Genomic DNA, 14,250 nt, shown 5'->3' with positions numbered 1-14,250 from the left:
GGCTGCCCACCGCCACGCCCCGACCCCCGGGAGGAGCACCCCATGCCGGCCGGCCGCTACGCCCCCAGCCCCTCGGGGGACCTGCACCTGGGCAACCTGCGCACCGCGATCCTCGCCTGGCTGTTCGCCCGCTCCACCGGGCGCGCCTTCCTGCTGCGCGTCGAGGACCTGGACCGGGCCCGCGCCGGCGCCGAGGAGGCGCAGCTGCGCGACCTCGCCGCCGTCGGCCTGGACTGGGACGGGGCCGCCGAGCGCCAGACCGACCGGCGCGCCGGGTACGCCGCCGCCCTCGATGCCCTGCGCTCGGCGGGCCAGCTCTACGAGTGCTACTGCACGCGCCGCGACATCGCGGAGGCGCCGTCGGCCCCGCACGCCGCCCCCGGCGCCTATCCGGGAACGTGCCGCGACCTGACGGAGACCGAGCGCGCGGAGCGCCGCGCCGACCGCCCCGCGGCCCTGCGCCTGCGCGCCGCCGTCGACCGCTACACGGTGGCCGACGAGCTGCACGGCGAGTACACGGGCGCGGTCGACGACTTCGTCGTCGTCCGCAACGACGGGGTGCCCGCCTACAACCTCGCCGTCGTCGTCGACGACGGCCTGCAGGGCGTCGACCAGGTGGTCCGCGGGGACGACCTCCTGCCCTCGGCGCCGCGCCAGGCCTACCTGGCCACGCTGCTCGGCCACTCGGTCCCGCGGTACGCGCACGTGCCCCTGGTCCTCAACCGGGACGGGCGGCGGCTCGCCAAGCGCGACGGCGCCGTGACGCTCGCGGACCTCGCCGCCGACGGCGTCGGCGCCGGCGCCGTCCGGGCGGCGCTGCTGCGCACGCTCGGGCTGCCGGACGCCTCCCTCGCCGCCGCCCTGGCCGCCTTCGACCCGGCCCGGCTGCCGCGGGATCCGTGGGTCTACGACCCCTCCACAGGGCCGGTTCCGGGATGCGGGGCCGACGGCGGAAAAGATAGGGTGCAGGGGTGAGTACAGCCCTCTACCGTCGCTACCGTCCGGACACCTTCTCGGACGTGATCGGGCAGGAGCATGTCACCACCCCCCTGATGAGCGCCCTGTCCAAGAACCGGGTCAGCCACGCCTACCTCTTCTCCGGTCCGCGGGGCTGCGGCAAGACGACCAGCGCCCGGATCCTCGCCCGTTGCCTCAACTGCGCCGAGGGGCCGACCGCAACGCCGTGCGGGCGCTGCGAAAGCTGCGTCGAGCTGGCCACCGGCGGCCCCGGCTCCCTGGACGTCATCGAGATCGACGCGGCCTCGCACGGCGGCGTCGACGACGCGCGCGACCTGCGCGAGCGGGCCACGTTCGCCCCCGTGCGGGACCGCTTCAAGGTCTTCATCATCGACGAGGCCCACATGGTCACCTCGGCCGGCTTCAACGCGCTCCTGAAGATCGTCGAGGAGCCGCCGGAGCACATCAAGTTCATCTTCGCGACGACGGAGCCGGACAAGGTCATCGGCACCATCCGCTCCCGCACGCACCACTACCCGTTCCGACTGGTTCCGCCGGAGCCGCTACTGGCCCTGCTCGAGCGGCTCTGCGCCGAGGAGGGCGTGCGCGTCGCCCCCGGCGTGCTCTCGCTCGTGATCCGCGCCGGCGGCGGGTCGGTGCGGGACACGCTCTCCGTCCTGGACCAGCTGATCGCCGGCGCCGGCGCCGAGGGGATCGACTACGAGCTGGCCGTGGCCCTCCTCGGGTACACGCACGCGTCGCTGCTGGACGACGTCGTCGACGCGCTCGCGGCCCAGGACGCCGCCACCGTCTTCTCCGCCGTGGACCGGGTCATCCAGACCGGCCTGGACCCGCGGCGGTTCGTGGAGGACCTGCTCGAGCGCTTCCGCGACCTGATCATCGTCAAGGCGATGCCGGACAGCGCCGCCCAGGTGATCCGCGGGCTGCCGGAGGACCAGCTGAACCGGATGCGCCAGCAGTCCTCGCTGCTGGGCCAGGTCGAGCTCAGCCGGGCCGCCGACGTGACCAACCAGGCCCTGACCGAAATGACCGGCGCGACGAGCCCGCGGCTGCACCTCGAGCTGCTCTGCGCCCGGCTCCTGCTGCCCACCTCCGACGCGACGGAACGCGGGCTCGGCGCCCGGATCGACCGCGTGGAGCGGCGGCTTGCCTACGGCGGCGGCGAGACCGCGCCGGCTCCCGCGGGGGACGACGGCGGCGCGCCGGTTTCCGGCGCGCGGCCGTCCGCCGGCGAGGCTCCCGAGCGGCACCCGGAGCCCGGATCCGGGGATCCGTTCGGCGGAGGCGGGCAGGGCGCCGCCCAGGTCCGCGAGGCGCTGCGGGCCGCGCGCCAGTCGCGCCCCGGCGCCGACGCACCCGCCGCGCCCCGCAACCCGGCCGGGCCCGAGCTGCCGGCCGCCGAAGCCGGCGCCCCATCCGCACCGGCCCAGCCGGCGCCGGCTGCCCCCCGGGACGCCTCCGCGCCCGCCGGGACGCCCGGCACCCCCGCGCCTGCCGAAGCCGCCCCCGCGCCTGCCGAGACCGTCCCCGCGCCTGCGGACGGGCAGGGGCCCGCGAGCGATCAGGACTCCCCCGGATCGGCGGCGGACTGGGGCGGCACGTGGGCCGCCCCTCCCGCGGAGCCCTCGCGCCCCGAGGCCCGAACGGCACCCGCGCCGGAAGCCCAGGGACCGGCGACCGCACCCGAGGAGCAGCGGCCCGCCGCATCCACCCCGTCCCGCCAGCAGCCGCCGCAGGGGGAGGCCCCCCGTGCCGGCGGCACCGCCGGGGCCGGCCAGCCCGACGGCGGCCCGGCACCAGGGCCGCAGGGACCGCCACAGGGCGGGCGGCCGCACGAGGCCCCGGCTCCCGCGGCCGGATCCGGCGGCGCCGGATCGGTCGAGATGTTCCGGCGTGCCTGGCCCGAGATCCTGGAGGCGCTGCGCGAACGCAAGAAGTTCCTCTGGATGACGGTGCAGCCGAACGCGTCGGTAACCGGCTTCGACGGCCGCAGCCTGACGGTGTCGTTCTCGAACGCCGGCGCGCTGACGAGCTTCTCGAGCAAGCAGGAGAACATCGCCCTGCTCCAGCAGTGCATCCACCACGTGCTGGGGGTCCAGTGCGAGGTGGTCGTGACGGCGGGAGGGTCCGCACCCGCGGGTGGTTCCGGCCCAAAAGCTGACCGCCGGCCCACGCCGGCGGCCGCCGAGCAACGCCCCGCATCCTCCGCGAGCGCTTCCGCGGTAGCGCCGCCGCGGCAGCCCGAGCCCGGCGCGTCGTCCGCGCCTGCGCCCCATCCCGGGGCCGGTCCAGCCGCGCCGGCACCCGCAGCACCGGCCCCGACCGCCCCGGCACCCGGAGCGCAAGCCCCGGCCGCCCCCGCACCCACAGCACCGGCCCCGGCGGCCCGACCGCCGCGCGGCTCCGCGCCCCCCACGCCGCCCGCTGCCCCCGCTCCGGCGCCGGAGGCGCGCCCCACCCCGCCCTCTTCCGGTCCGACCGACCCGGCTCCGGCGCCGCAGCGCCAGGCCCGGCCGGCCCCCGCCGGCCCGTCGTACGACGCGGACGGCATCCCGTACGCCGACGAGCCTCCACCCGAGGACGAACCCCCGTTCCCGGACGAACCAGCGGGATGGGCACCGCCCCAGGCCTCCGCACCACAGGCCCCGGCGCCAGTGGCCGCGCAGAGCCCTGGCGCATCGCGGCGCCCTGCCGCGCCGGCCCCGCGGACTTCCGGCTCGGCGCCGGCCGCTCCCGCGCAGGCTCCGCCGTCGCCGTCGGCCGCGTCGGCACCCTCGCCGGCCGGCGCCCCGGCCGCGCCGCCGCCGGCGGGTGCCGCCTACGGCGACGCCCGCGCCCGCGTCTGGTCCCCGGACGCCCCGGCGGCGCCCCAGCCGACGACCGGCGGCCCGGCGGGGGCGCCCCCGATCCCGTCGTGGGCCGGCACCGCCCTGCCCGGCGGTGCCCCGGCCCCCTCGCCCGCGCCCGAGCCACCGCGCCGCCCGGCCACCGGCCGGACAATGAGCCGCTACCAGCAGCTCATCAACCAGTCCCAGGGGCCGGACCGGGCCGCGCCCCTGGCCCCTACCCCGGGCGCGCCCACGGCCACCCAGCACCGCGCACCCGCAAACGCCGTAGACTCGGCTGTCGAGGACATCCCGAGCGACGACGACATCGCGATCGAGGACTCGACGGTCGTGGGCCGCGCCGCGGTCGAGCGCATCCTCAACGGGCGCCTCATCGAGGAGCGCAACCACGACGGTTCGCCCGTCAGCTAGCCGGCCGGCGCCCATTCCATCCCGAGCATGTGAGGTTTCGTGTACGAAGGCGCAGTCCAGGACCTGATCGACGAGTTCGGCAGGCTGCCGGGCATCGGGCCGAAGTCCGCCCAGCGGATCGCCTTCCACATCCTGGAGGCGGACCGGGAGGACATGGTCAGGCTCGCCGATGCGATCCGTGCCGTGAAGGAGAAGGTGCGCTTCTGCTCCGTCTGCTTCAATGTCTCCGAGCAGGAGACGTGTGCGATCTGCCGCGACGAGCGGCGCGACGACGCCGTGCTGTGCGTCGTCGAGGAGTCGAAGGACGTCATGGCGATCGAGCGGACGCGCTCGTTCCGCGGCAGGTACCACGTGCTCGGCGGCTCCATCAACCCGATCGCCGGCGTCGGCCCCGAGCAGCTGCACATCCGCGAGCTGCTGAACCGGCTGCACGACGACCGCATCCAGGAGGTCATCATCGCCACCGACCCCAACCTCGAGGGGGAGGCGACGGCGACGTACCTCGCGCGCACGCTCAAGACCATCGGGATCGCCGTCACGAGGCTCGCCTCGGGGCTCCCCGTCGGCGGGGACCTCGAGTACGCCGACGAGGTCACCCTCGGCCGCGCCTTCGAGGGCCGGCGCAGCGCCATCGGCTGAGCCGCGGCGGGGCCCGCTGCCGCTCCAGTCAGGCGCCGATCGGACCCAGCCTCTGGTGCACCGCCGCGACATCGAGCCGCGCGGTCCGCGCCTCCGCCGGCCCGCGCCCGGTGAGGCGGGCGACCGCCTCCTCGAAGTGGTCGCGCAGCAGCGCGACGGCGGCCTCGCCGTCGCCGGCCAGCAGCAGGTCCAGCCGCCGGCGGTGGGGCTCGTGGATGTCGGTGCGGACCTCGTACCCGCCGGACGCGCCGAGGCTGGCCAACCGGGTCTCGATCACGAGCGTGGACATCATCCGGGTCAGCCGTTCGTTGCCGGCCGCCCGCACGGACTCGAAGTGGAGGTCCAGGTCGGCGCCCCCGATCTCCAGCGCCGTCGCCTCGGCCCGGCCGTCGCCGGCAAGCTCCCCCAACCGGCAGAGCACCGCCTGGACCGGGGCGAGGCGCGCCCGGCGCACGTCGGTGGCGAACGCCGCGAGGGTGCGGATCGCGGCGGACTCGATGGCGAGGCGGGCCTCGTAGAGCCCCGGGACGTCCTCCGGACCGACCGCGGCGACGACGAGCCCCTGTCCCGGGACCGCGTCCAACAGGCCCTCCTGGACGAGGCGCTGCGCGGCCTCCCGGAAGGGCCCGCGGCTGACGCCGAGCTGCCGCGCCGTCTCGATCTCGCGCAGTGCGGATCCCGGAAGCATGACGCCGGTGTACACGGCGTCGCGCAACGCGGCGGTGATCAGGTCAACGGTCGAGGACCGCTGGACCCGCGGCATGGCCGGCGCGCCCGTGCTCGGGGACGGCTGCATCGCTCCTACTCCGTTTCTGCTGCGGCGTGCCGAGCCCCCGAACGCCGGTCCCCCACGCCTCGGGGATCGTCACTGAATCGTAACGCGCCTCCGGGTCGCCGAATGGCCTCCCCGACCGCCGTGCCGCGGCGTCCGGATCCGCGGAATTCCGCGGTTCCCCAGCCCTCTGGCCGCGATACTTGTTGACAATCAGACGCGCAGACCCTCCGATTGTCAAGAGGGCCGCAGATGGGTAGCGTGATGGACATCACCCACCGGGGACGTGGCGCGGGCAGCGCCCGCGGCGCCTCCGACGAGGCCCACGAAGAGAGGGAACCGATGACTACCCGTACCCGCCGGCCGCTTCTGGCCGCTGGCGCACTGTTCGCCTCCGCCGCGCTCGCACTCACTGCCTGCGGCGGCTCGACCACGACCGAGCAGGACGGCGGCGCCGCCGCGCCCGCCGGCGAGGGCAAGCTCCAGGCGCTGAAGGACTCCGGCACCATCACCGTCGCCATCGCCGGCGAGGCCCCGTACTCGTACGAGGAGAACGGCGAGCCCACCGGCGCGACGATCGCCCTCGCCGAGAAGATCTTCGGCGAGATGGGCATCGAGAACGTCGAGACCGTCCTCGTCGACTGGAACTCGCTGATCCCGGGCCTGAACGCCGGCCGCTTCGACGCGGTCAGCGCGGGCATGTCCATCCTTCCGGAGCGTTGCGAGCAGGCCGACTTCGCCGATCCCGAGATCATGTACACCACCGCCCTGATGGTCCAGGAGGGCAACCCGAAGAACCTGACCGATCTGGACTCCGTCGTGGCGAAGAAGGACGACGTGAAGCTGGCCGTCCTGGCCGGCGGCATCGAGGCCGGCTACGCCCAGAAGCTCGGCCTCAACGACGTCCAGTCGGTCCCCGACGCCCAGACCGGCATGGACGCGGTCGCCAACGGGCGCGCCGACGCGTTCGCCATGACGGCCATCTCGCTGAACTACATGGCGGACCAGAACCCGGACGCCGGCGTCGAGGTCACCGACGCCTTCGAGCAGGAGATCGACGGCCTGCGCCAGGTCGGCGCCGGCTCGACCGTCTTCCACCCGGAGGACGACGAGCTGCGCGAGGCCTACAACGAGGGCCTCGCCAAGGTCACCGAGAGCGAGCAGTCCTACCTCGATGTGGTCGGCGAGTTCGGCTTCACCGCCGAAAACCTGCCGCCCGAGGACCTGACGACCGAGCAGCTGTGCGAGGGCAACCTGGAGGAACTGCAGTAGCCCCCTCCTCCCCCGGCGGCCCCGCCGCCGGGGGAGGGTCCCGTCCGGAACACGGCAAGGAGCGCAACCACTGTGGAGCGAAACCTCGAGGCACTCGCGGAGGCGGCACCGCGACTGCTCAACGGGTTGTGGGTCACGATTGAACTCACGATCCTCGGCGGGCTGCTGGCCTTCGCCATCGCCGTCACACTCGGCCTCGCGGCCGGATCCGCCAGCCTGTGGGCCCGCGGCCCGGCCCGGGTCGTCATCGAGTTCTTCCGCGGCACCTCGCTCGTGGTCCAGCTGTTCTGGCTGTTCTTCGTGCTGCCGCAGCTCGGGGTCGAACTCCACCCCCTCGTGGTCGGGGTCCTCGCCCTGGGCCTGAACTACGGCGCCTACGGGGCGGAGGTCGTCCGCGGCTCCATCAACTCCGTGCCCCGGGGCCAGTGGGAGGCCACGACCGCGCTGAGCCTCGGACCGGTGAAGCGGATGTACCGCATCATCTTCCCGCAGGCCTGGGCGCTGATGATCCCGTCGCTGTCGAACCTGCTCATCCACCTCATGAAGGGCACCGCCATCGTCAGCTTCATCACGATCGCGGACTTGACGTTCCATCTGGACCAGATGCGCCGGATCACGTCGACGACGTTCGCCTACGCCGTCGTCGGCCTCGTCAGCTACTTCCTCATCGCCCTGGCCCTGACCCTGGTGATGAACGCCCTGGAGACCCACGCCAAACACCGGCTCGGGCAGGGCCGCTCGCTGCGCGAGATCCTCAGCCCCGCCCCCGTGGCGGCCACGAAGGCCGGAGGCGCCGCATGAACCCGATCCTCGCCCCCGCCGCCATCGACTGGAACTGGGAGACCGCCTGGGGGTCCCTGCCGATCGTCCTCGAGGCGTTCCTCAAGGTCACCCTGCTGGTCACGGTCGTCAGCACGCTGATCGCCGCGGTCCTGGGACTCGTGATCGCCATGGTCCTGCGCCTCGCCCCGCGGCCGGTGGCGACGGCGGTCCGGTGGGTCGCGAACTTCATCCGCATGACCCCGATCGTCGTGCAGCTGCTGTTCGCCTACTACACGTTCCTCGGACTCGACGCCCTCACGATCGGCATCGCCGTGTTCGGCATCCACTACTCGACGTACATGTCCGAGGTGTACCGCGCCGGCATCGACTCCGTGCCGAAGGGCCAGTGGGAGGCGACCACGGCCCTGAGCATGTCCACCCGGCGGACGTGGAGCGCCGTCATCATCCCGCAGGCCCTGCGGGCCACCGTCCCGGCGCTGGGGAACTACGCCGTGTCGATGTTCAAGGACACCCCGTTCCTGCTGGCCATCGGTGTGGTCGAGATGGTCAACGCCGGGCTCATCCACGGCGGCAACATCTTCCGCTACGTCGAGCCGCTGACGCTGGTCGCGGTGATCTTCCTGCTGGCCAGCTACCCGACCTCGCTGCTCATCTCACGATTGGAAAAGCGCCTTGCCTACAACACCTGAGACCCCGTCCGGCACGGTCCCGGGCGCCGACCGCTCCGCCGACGCGGACCGGCGCCCCGGCGCACCCGTCATCGACTTCCGGGACGTCGAGAAGCGCTTCGGCGACAACGTGGTCCTCAAGGACCTGAACTTCTCCGTGGAGAAGGGCGACCGCGTCACCCTGATCGGCCCCTCCGGCTCCGGCAAGACCACCATCCTGCGCCTGGTCATGACGCTGGAGGCGGCGACGGACGGCTACATCTTCATCGACGGCGAGCCGCTGACGCACGAGGAGCGCGACGGCCGCCGCGTGGAGCTGAGCAAGAAGCAGCAGAAGCGCATCCGCACCAAGATCGGCATGGTCTTCCAGCAGTTCAACCTGTTCCCGAACATGACGGTGCTGGAGAACATCATCGAGGCGCCCGTACACGTGCTGGGGCAGTCGAAGGACGAGGCCAAGCGGCGCGCCCGCGACCTCCTGCAGAAGGTGGGCCTGGCGGACAAGGCCGACGCCCACCCGTCGTCGCTGTCGGGCGGGCAACAGCAGCGCGTCGCGATCGCCCGCGCCCTGGCGATGGACCCGGAGATCCTGCTCCTCGACGAGGTCACCAGCGCGCTCGACCCCGAGATCGTCGGCGAGGTCCTCGGGATCCTGCGGAACATCGCGGAGACGACGAACATCACGATGCTGATCGTGACCCACGAGATGCAGTTCGCCCGCGACGTCTCCAACCGGGTGCTGATGTTCGACGGCGGCAAGATCGTCGAGGAAGCGGCCCCCGACGTCATGTTCTCCAACCCGCAGCACCAGCGCACGCGGGACTTCCTGCACGCCATCCTCGGCGAGGGGCAAATCGGGACCCACTAGGCCCGGAAGACAGCGCGGAGCGCTCCGCCAGGGGGTGCGGGCCGGACGGCCCGCACCCCCTGCGCGCGACCGGGGCCCGTCACGCGCTGGGGTTGCGCGGGCCGTCTCGCTACACTGGATTGTCGGGCGCCCGCCCCGGGCGGCGCCCCCGGACGGCCCCGCACCGGGCCGAAACTCACCGGAGTCCACCGTCCCCAACCCGTGGAGTGTGCGTACGCAATGAGCCTGATTGTCCAGAAATTCGGCGGTTCGTCCGTCTCGGATGCCGAAGGCATCAAGCGGGTGGCCCGCCGGATTATCGACACGAAGGCGGCGGGGCACGACGTCGTGGCGGTGGTGTCCGCCATGGGCGACACCACGGACGACCTGCTCGACCTCGCCGGCCAGCTCACCGACAACCCGCCGGCCCGCGAAATGGACATGCTCCTGTCCGCGGGCGAGCGCATCTCCATGGCGCTGCTGGCCATGACGATCGACGGCCTCGGCGAGAAGGCCGTGTCCTTCACCGGAAGCCAGGCCGGCATGATCACCGACGCGGTCCACGGCAAGGCCCGCATCATCGACGTGTCCCCGCAGCGGGTCCGCCGGGCCCTCGACCGGGGCTTCATCTCGATCGTCGCCGGCTTCCAGGGCATGAGCCGCGAGTCCAACAACATCACCACCATGGGCCGCGGCGGGTCCGACACGACCGCCGTCGCCCTCGCCGCGGCGCTCGGCGCCGACGCGTGCGAGATCTACACCGACGTCGACGGCATCTACACCTCCGATCCGCGCGTCGTGCCCTCCGCCCAGAAGATCGACAAGATCTCCAGCGAGGAGATGCTCGAGCTCGCCGCCTCCGGCGCGAAGATCCTGCACCTGCGCTGCGTCGAGTACGCGCGCCGCTTCGGCGTCCCCCTGCACGTGCGCTCCTCGTTCAGCACCCACGAGGGAACCTGGGTGCTGCCCAACCCCGACGACCAGATCAAGATTCAAGAGGGAGAACCCTTGGAACAGCCCATCATCTCCGGCGTCGCCCACGACCGCTCCGAGGCCAAGGTGACCGTCGTCGGCGTGCCCGACGTGCCCGGTAAGGCCACCGGCATCTTCGGCGTGCTCGCCGAGGCGAACGCCAACATCGACATGATCGTGCAGAACGTCTCGACGGCCGGCTCCGGCAAGACCGACATCTCGTTCACGATCTCCATGACCGACTCCAAGGCCGTCGTCGACGCGCTCAACGGCGCGCAGTCCCAGATCGGCTTCGAGTCCATCGAGTACAACGAGCACGTCGGCAAGCTCTCCCTCGTGGGTGCGGGCATGCGCTCCAACCCGGGCGTCTCCTTCACGTTCTTCCGCGCCCTGTCCGACGCCGGCGTGAACGTCGACATGATCTCCACCTCCGAGATCCGCATCTCCGTCGTCACCCACGCCGACCAGCTGGACGACGCGGTGCGCGCCGTGCACGCGGCGTTCGAGCTGGACGCCGAGGTCGAGGCCACCGTCTACGGCGGCACCGGCCGCTAGGCCCCGCCGCCCTCCGGGCCGCCCGCACCGCTGGTGCCGGCGGCCCGCGGCGCTTAAGGACTCCGGCGGGGCGCGACGCGCAGGTGGGCGCGCTCCCCCTGCCGGCCGATCAGGCTGAGGAACTCCACGGACCGCTCGTCGGCCGCCCCGAACCAGTGCGGCGTGCGCGTGTCGAACTCCGCGGCCTCGCCCGGCCTGAGGACCAGGTCCCGGTCGCCGAGCACCAGCCGCAGCCGGCCGTTGAGCACGTACAGCCACTCGTAGCCCTCGTGGCACTTCTGGTCCGGCTCCCGGCCGGTCGCACCGGGTTCGATGAGGATCTTGTACGCCTGGATCCCGCCCGGCCGCCGCGTGAGTGCCAGCAGTGTCATCCCGTGGCGCCGGACCGGCTCCAGGTGGATCCGCGGGTCCCCGGTGCGCGGCGCGTCCACCAGCTCGTCGAGGGTGACCCCGTGCGCGCGGGCGAGCGGCAGCAGGAGCTCCAGCGTGGGTCGCCGGGCCCCGGACTCGAGCCGCGACAGCGTACTCACCGAGATCCCCGTCGCCTCGGACAGCGCCGCGAGCGTCGTGTCGCTGCCCTGCCGCAGGGACCGCAGCCGCGGTCCGACGGCCCCCAGGGTCTGGTCCATCGCCTCGTCCATGCCCCCATGTTGCCAGATTGGCAATAAGGGTTGCCAGTGCGCCGACCCGGCGGCATGCTCGTCGTGGAGGTGTCCACATGATGGAAAACGAAGAACACTACGAGGTCGTCGTGATCGGCGGCGGCGCGGCCGGGCTGTCCGGGGCGCTGACCCTGGCGCGGGCGCGCCGCTCCGTGGCGGTGGTCGACGGCGGCGCCCCGCGCAACGCGCCCGCGGAGGGGGTGCACGCCTTCCTGGGGCACGCCGGCATCCCGCCGGCCGAGCTGCTGCGGCGGGGCCGGGAGGAGGTGCTCGGCTACGGCGGACGCCTGCTGGAGGACGAGGTCGCCACGGCCACGCGCGCCGACGACGGCGGATTCGCCGTCCGCCTGGCCGGCGGCGGCGTCCTCCGGGCCCGGCGCCTGCTGGTCGCCACCGGCCTGCTCGACGAGCTGCCCGACGTGCCCGGCGTGCGCGAGCACTGGGGCGGCGGCGTCCTGCACTGCCCCTACTGCCACGGCTGGGAGGTCCGCGACCGCGCCATCGGGATCCTCGCCTCCAGCCCCATGTCCCCGCACCAGGCCCAGCTGCTGCGGCAGTGGAGCGACGACGTCGTCTACTTCGCGCACACCCTCCCCGTCCCCGAGGCCGAGGAGGCGGAACGGCTGGAGGCGCGGGGCATCCGGGTGGTCCCCGGCCGCGTCGAGACGCTGCTGGCGGAGGCCGGGGCCGTCACCGGGGTCCGCCTCGAGGACGGGACCGTGGTGGCGCGCGACGCGCTCGTCGTCGCCCCGCGCATGCTGGCGCGGGCCGGCTTCCTGTCCGACCTCGGCCTGGAGGCCCGCGAGCACGCGTCCGGCATGGGGACGTTCGTGGCGGTCGACGGCACCGGGCGCACCGACGTGCCGGGCGTCTGGGCGGCCGGGAACGTCACCGACCCCACGGCGCAGGTCGTCACGGCGGCGGCCGCGGGCACGTTCGCGGCCGCGCAGATCAACGCGGACCTCATCGAGGAGGAGACCGCCCGCGCCGTGGAACGGCTCCGGGCCGGCCGCGGCGCCGGGGTGGCCGGATGAGCGACGTGTTCGACGGCCGCCACTGGGAGGAGCTGTACCGGACGGGCACCGGCGGCGGCGGCCGCCGCGCCAATGCGCACCTGCTCGAGGCCGCCGCGGACCTGTCCCCGGGGCGGGCCCTCGACGCGGGCTGCGGCGAGGGCGCCGACTCGCTGTGGCTGGCGGCCCGCGGCTGGCGGGTCACCGCCGTCGACTTCTCGGGAACCGCCATCGAGCGGGCGCGTGCCCGGTCCCGGGAGCTCGGCCCGGAGACGGACGGGCGCGTTGATTGGGTCCAGGGCGACCTGATGGCGTGGAAGGCCCCGGCCGGGGGCTTCGATCTGGTCACGTCCCACTACGTCCACACGCCGGAGCCGCCGCGGGACCTCGTCGCCCGGCTGGCCTCGGCCGTCGCGCCGGGCGGGACGCTCCTCTTCGTCGGCCACGCCCCCACGGACCAGCCGGGCGCCGCCCCTGTGGAGACGCACCTGGTGGCCGACGAGCTCGCGTCGTGGCTCGACGCCCGGCGCTGGGAGGTCCTCCGGGCGGAGACGCTGCCGGGCCGACACGGCCACGGCCACGCCGGTCCGGGGGACGACGGCGCGGGCGACGCCGACGGCGGCCCCGGGCACGGCGCAGGGCACCGCATGGGGGCGCACGGCGCCGCCGGGGAGGAGCACGGTCACGGCGGCGGCCACCCGGCGGGACCGGACGCGGTCCTCGTGGCGCGCCGGCGGCCCTGAGCCCCGCCCGCCTCCGGCCGCGGGGGCCTGGCCGGCGCCGCGGGCCCTACCGGGAGGTGGAGACGTAGCCGCGGTCCTTGTCGACCGTGTTCACCAGCGGCCGGCCCGCGATGTAGGCGTCGAGGTTGGCCAGGAACTGGTCCGCCAGCGCGTCCCGCCAGCCGCGCACGTCGCCGGACATGTGCGCGGAGATGTGGACGTTGTCCAGCGTCCAGAACGGGTGGTCCGCCGGCAGCGGCTCGGTGGCGAACACGTCCAGGGACGCCGCGGCGATGCCCCCGCCGTCGGGCCCGTTGCGGAGCGCGTCGAGCAGCGCGTCCTCGTCGACGAGCTGCCCGCGGCCGACGTTGACCACGTGGGCCGTGGGCTTCAGGGCGGCCAGGACGCGGGAGTCGAGCAGGCCGCGGGTGGCCTCGGTCAGGGGCGCGACGAGCACGAGGTGGTCGACGTCGCCCACGTGGTCGGCGAGGTCGGCGCTGGCCACCACGGTCCCGAAGTCAGGGTCCGCGTCCCGCGCCGTCCGGCCGGCGCCGGCGACGTCCATCCCGACGGCCCGCAGCAGCCGGGCCGTGGCGCGGCCGATCCCGCCGGTGCCGACGACGAGCGCCCGCGCCCCCGCGGTGCGGGTGGGCTCGCGGTGCCGCCACGTCCCCTCGGCCTGCAGCCGCTTGCTCTGGTGCAGGAGCTTGTCGTGGGCCAGGACGGAAGCCAGGACGAACTCGGCGATCGGCTGGTCGAACGTGCCGTGCGCGTTGGTGAGCACGACGTCGGACTCGCGCAGCCCGTCGAAGAGCATCGCGTCGACGCCGGCCGCGGCGACGTGGACCCACCGCAGCGAGTCGGCGGCCGGCCAGGCGTCGCGCAGCGCGGAACTGAAGAAGTCCCAGAGGAACAGGGCGTCCGCGTCGGCGAGCGCGTCCGGGAGCGTTTCGGCGGTGGCGGTCACGACGTCCGCGCGCTCGCGGATCGCGTCGAGGTTGTGCGGTTCGGGCACGCCGTCGGCGGTCAGCAGGGCCAGCCGGGGGCGGGAGGATGCGGTGTAGGTCACGCCTCCCACGGTACGGCAATTGATGGATTGTTGACAATCCT

At 73.9% G+C, this 14,250-nt stretch carries 13 protein-coding genes; 10 read left to right on the top strand and 3 right to left on the bottom strand.

Features of this window, described 5'->3' with window-relative positions; genetic code table 11:
• The first annotated feature begins 42 nt into the window (after window positions 1-42).
• From gluQRS to recR, 3 genes are read left to right on the top strand one after another with little or no spacing between them, the layout of a single operon-like run.
• Complete coding sequence (gene gluQRS, locus AC1Q5D_RS04330; protein WP_481737340.1) at window positions 43-975, top strand: tRNA glutamyl-Q(34) synthetase GluQRS; 933 nt, start codon at window positions 43-45, stop codon at window positions 973-975.
• Entirely contained in the window at window positions 972-4,235 is a 3,264-nt protein-coding gene (locus AC1Q5D_RS04325; protein ID WP_481737339.1) for a DNA polymerase III subunit gamma and tau, read from the top strand. The genes gluQRS and AC1Q5D_RS04325 overlap by 4 nt, the downstream gene beginning before the upstream one ends.
• Window positions 4,236-4,274: 39 nt before the next feature.
• On the top strand, window positions 4,275-4,874 hold the full coding sequence (gene recR, locus AC1Q5D_RS04320) for a recombination mediator RecR (RefSeq protein ID WP_481737338.1): 600 nt from the start codon (window positions 4,275-4,277) through the stop codon (window positions 4,872-4,874).
• 28 nt (window positions 4,875-4,902) lie between these two features.
• On the opposite strand, the gene AC1Q5D_RS04315 is transcribed toward recR, so the two are convergent.
• Entirely contained in the window at window positions 4,903-5,670 is a 768-nt protein-coding gene (locus AC1Q5D_RS04315) for a GntR family transcriptional regulator (protein ID WP_481737337.1), read from the bottom strand.
• A 318-nt stretch (window positions 5,671-5,988) separates the two neighbouring features.
• Between AC1Q5D_RS04315 and ehuB the strand changes: the two genes are divergently transcribed.
• From ehuB to AC1Q5D_RS04290, 5 genes are all read left to right on the top strand, one after another.
• The gene (gene ehuB / locus AC1Q5D_RS04310; protein ID WP_481737336.1) at window positions 5,989-6,918 is read left to right on the top strand and encodes an ectoine/hydroxyectoine ABC transporter substrate-binding protein EhuB; all 930 of its coding nucleotides are present in this window, start codon (window positions 5,989-5,991) and stop codon (window positions 6,916-6,918) included.
• A 72-nt stretch (window positions 6,919-6,990) separates the two neighbouring features.
• A complete protein-coding gene (ehuC, locus tag AC1Q5D_RS04305) occupies window positions 6,991-7,719 on the top strand; it encodes an ectoine/hydroxyectoine ABC transporter permease subunit EhuC (RefSeq protein WP_481737335.1) in 729 nt (242 codons plus the stop codon).
• Window positions 7,716-8,390, top strand: coding sequence for an ectoine/hydroxyectoine ABC transporter permease subunit EhuD (gene ehuD, locus AC1Q5D_RS04300; protein ID WP_481737334.1), 675 nt, complete (start codon window positions 7,716-7,718; stop codon window positions 8,388-8,390). Before ehuC ends, ehuD begins: the two co-directional genes overlap by 4 nt.
• Window positions 8,391-8,460: 70 nt before the next feature.
• Window positions 8,461-9,237 carry an ectoine/hydroxyectoine ABC transporter ATP-binding protein EhuA gene (gene ehuA, locus AC1Q5D_RS04295; RefSeq protein ID WP_481737535.1) on the top strand — a complete coding sequence of 259 codons (777 nt, stop codon included), beginning with the start codon at window positions 8,461-8,463 and terminating at the stop codon, window positions 9,235-9,237.
• 219 nt (window positions 9,238-9,456) lie between these two features.
• Complete coding sequence (locus tag AC1Q5D_RS04290; protein WP_481737333.1) at window positions 9,457-10,743, top strand: aspartate kinase; 1,287 nt, start codon at window positions 9,457-9,459, stop codon at window positions 10,741-10,743.
• 53 nt (window positions 10,744-10,796) lie between these two features.
• Here AC1Q5D_RS04290 and AC1Q5D_RS04285 read toward each other — a convergent pair whose 3' ends face one another.
• The gene (locus AC1Q5D_RS04285) at window positions 10,797-11,384 is read right to left on the bottom strand and encodes a helix-turn-helix domain-containing protein (protein WP_481737332.1); all 588 of its coding nucleotides are present in this window, start codon (window positions 11,382-11,384) and stop codon (window positions 10,797-10,799) included.
• 77 nt (window positions 11,385-11,461) lie between these two features.
• On the opposite strand from AC1Q5D_RS04285, the gene AC1Q5D_RS04280 reads away from it, so the two are divergent.
• On the top strand, window positions 11,462-12,439 hold the full coding sequence (locus AC1Q5D_RS04280; RefSeq protein ID WP_481737331.1) for an NAD(P)/FAD-dependent oxidoreductase: 978 nt from the start codon (window positions 11,462-11,464) through the stop codon (window positions 12,437-12,439).
• On the top strand, window positions 12,436-13,161 hold the full coding sequence (locus AC1Q5D_RS04275; RefSeq protein ID WP_481737330.1) for a class I SAM-dependent methyltransferase: 726 nt from the start codon (window positions 12,436-12,438) through the stop codon (window positions 13,159-13,161). Before AC1Q5D_RS04280 ends, AC1Q5D_RS04275 begins: the two co-directional genes overlap by 4 nt.
• A 46-nt stretch (window positions 13,162-13,207) precedes the next feature.
• Here AC1Q5D_RS04275 and AC1Q5D_RS04270 read toward each other — a convergent pair whose 3' ends face one another.
• The gene (locus tag AC1Q5D_RS04270; RefSeq protein WP_481737329.1) at window positions 13,208-14,209 is read right to left on the bottom strand and encodes a D-2-hydroxyacid dehydrogenase; all 1,002 of its coding nucleotides are present in this window, start codon (window positions 14,207-14,209) and stop codon (window positions 13,208-13,210) included.
• Window positions 14,210-14,250: the final 41 nt, after the last annotated feature.

This window comes from Arthrobacter paludis (genome assembly GCF_056782315.1).
Note: the sequence above shows the minus strand (reverse complement) of the source record. Positions and strands in the feature narration are given on the sequence as shown.

Excerpts from the sequence above, each read along its gene's own strand:
- AC1Q5D_RS04315 (WP_481737337.1), bottom strand. The coding sequence starts at position 5,670 with ATGCAGCCGTCCCCGAGCACGGGCGCGCCGGCCATGCCGCGGGTCCAG.
- ehuB (WP_481737336.1), top strand. The coding sequence starts at position 5,989 with ATGACTACCCGTACCCGCCGGCCGCTTCTGGCCGCTGGCGCACTGTTC.
- AC1Q5D_RS04280 (WP_481737331.1), top strand. The coding sequence starts at position 11,462 with ATGATGGAAAACGAAGAACACTACGAGGTCGTCGTGATCGGCGGCGGC.
- gluQRS (WP_481737340.1), top strand. The coding sequence starts at position 43 with ATGCCGGCCGGCCGCTACGCCCCCAGCCCCTCGGGGGACCTGCACCTG.
- ehuD (WP_481737334.1), top strand. The coding sequence starts at position 7,716 with ATGAACCCGATCCTCGCCCCCGCCGCCATCGACTGGAACTGGGAGACC.
- AC1Q5D_RS04275 (WP_481737330.1), top strand. The coding sequence starts at position 12,436 with ATGAGCGACGTGTTCGACGGCCGCCACTGGGAGGAGCTGTACCGGACG.
- AC1Q5D_RS04290 (WP_481737333.1), top strand. The coding sequence starts at position 9,457 with ATGAGCCTGATTGTCCAGAAATTCGGCGGTTCGTCCGTCTCGGATGCC.
- AC1Q5D_RS04285 (WP_481737332.1), bottom strand. The coding sequence starts at position 11,384 with ATGGACGAGGCGATGGACCAGACCCTGGGGGCCGTCGGACCGCGGCTG.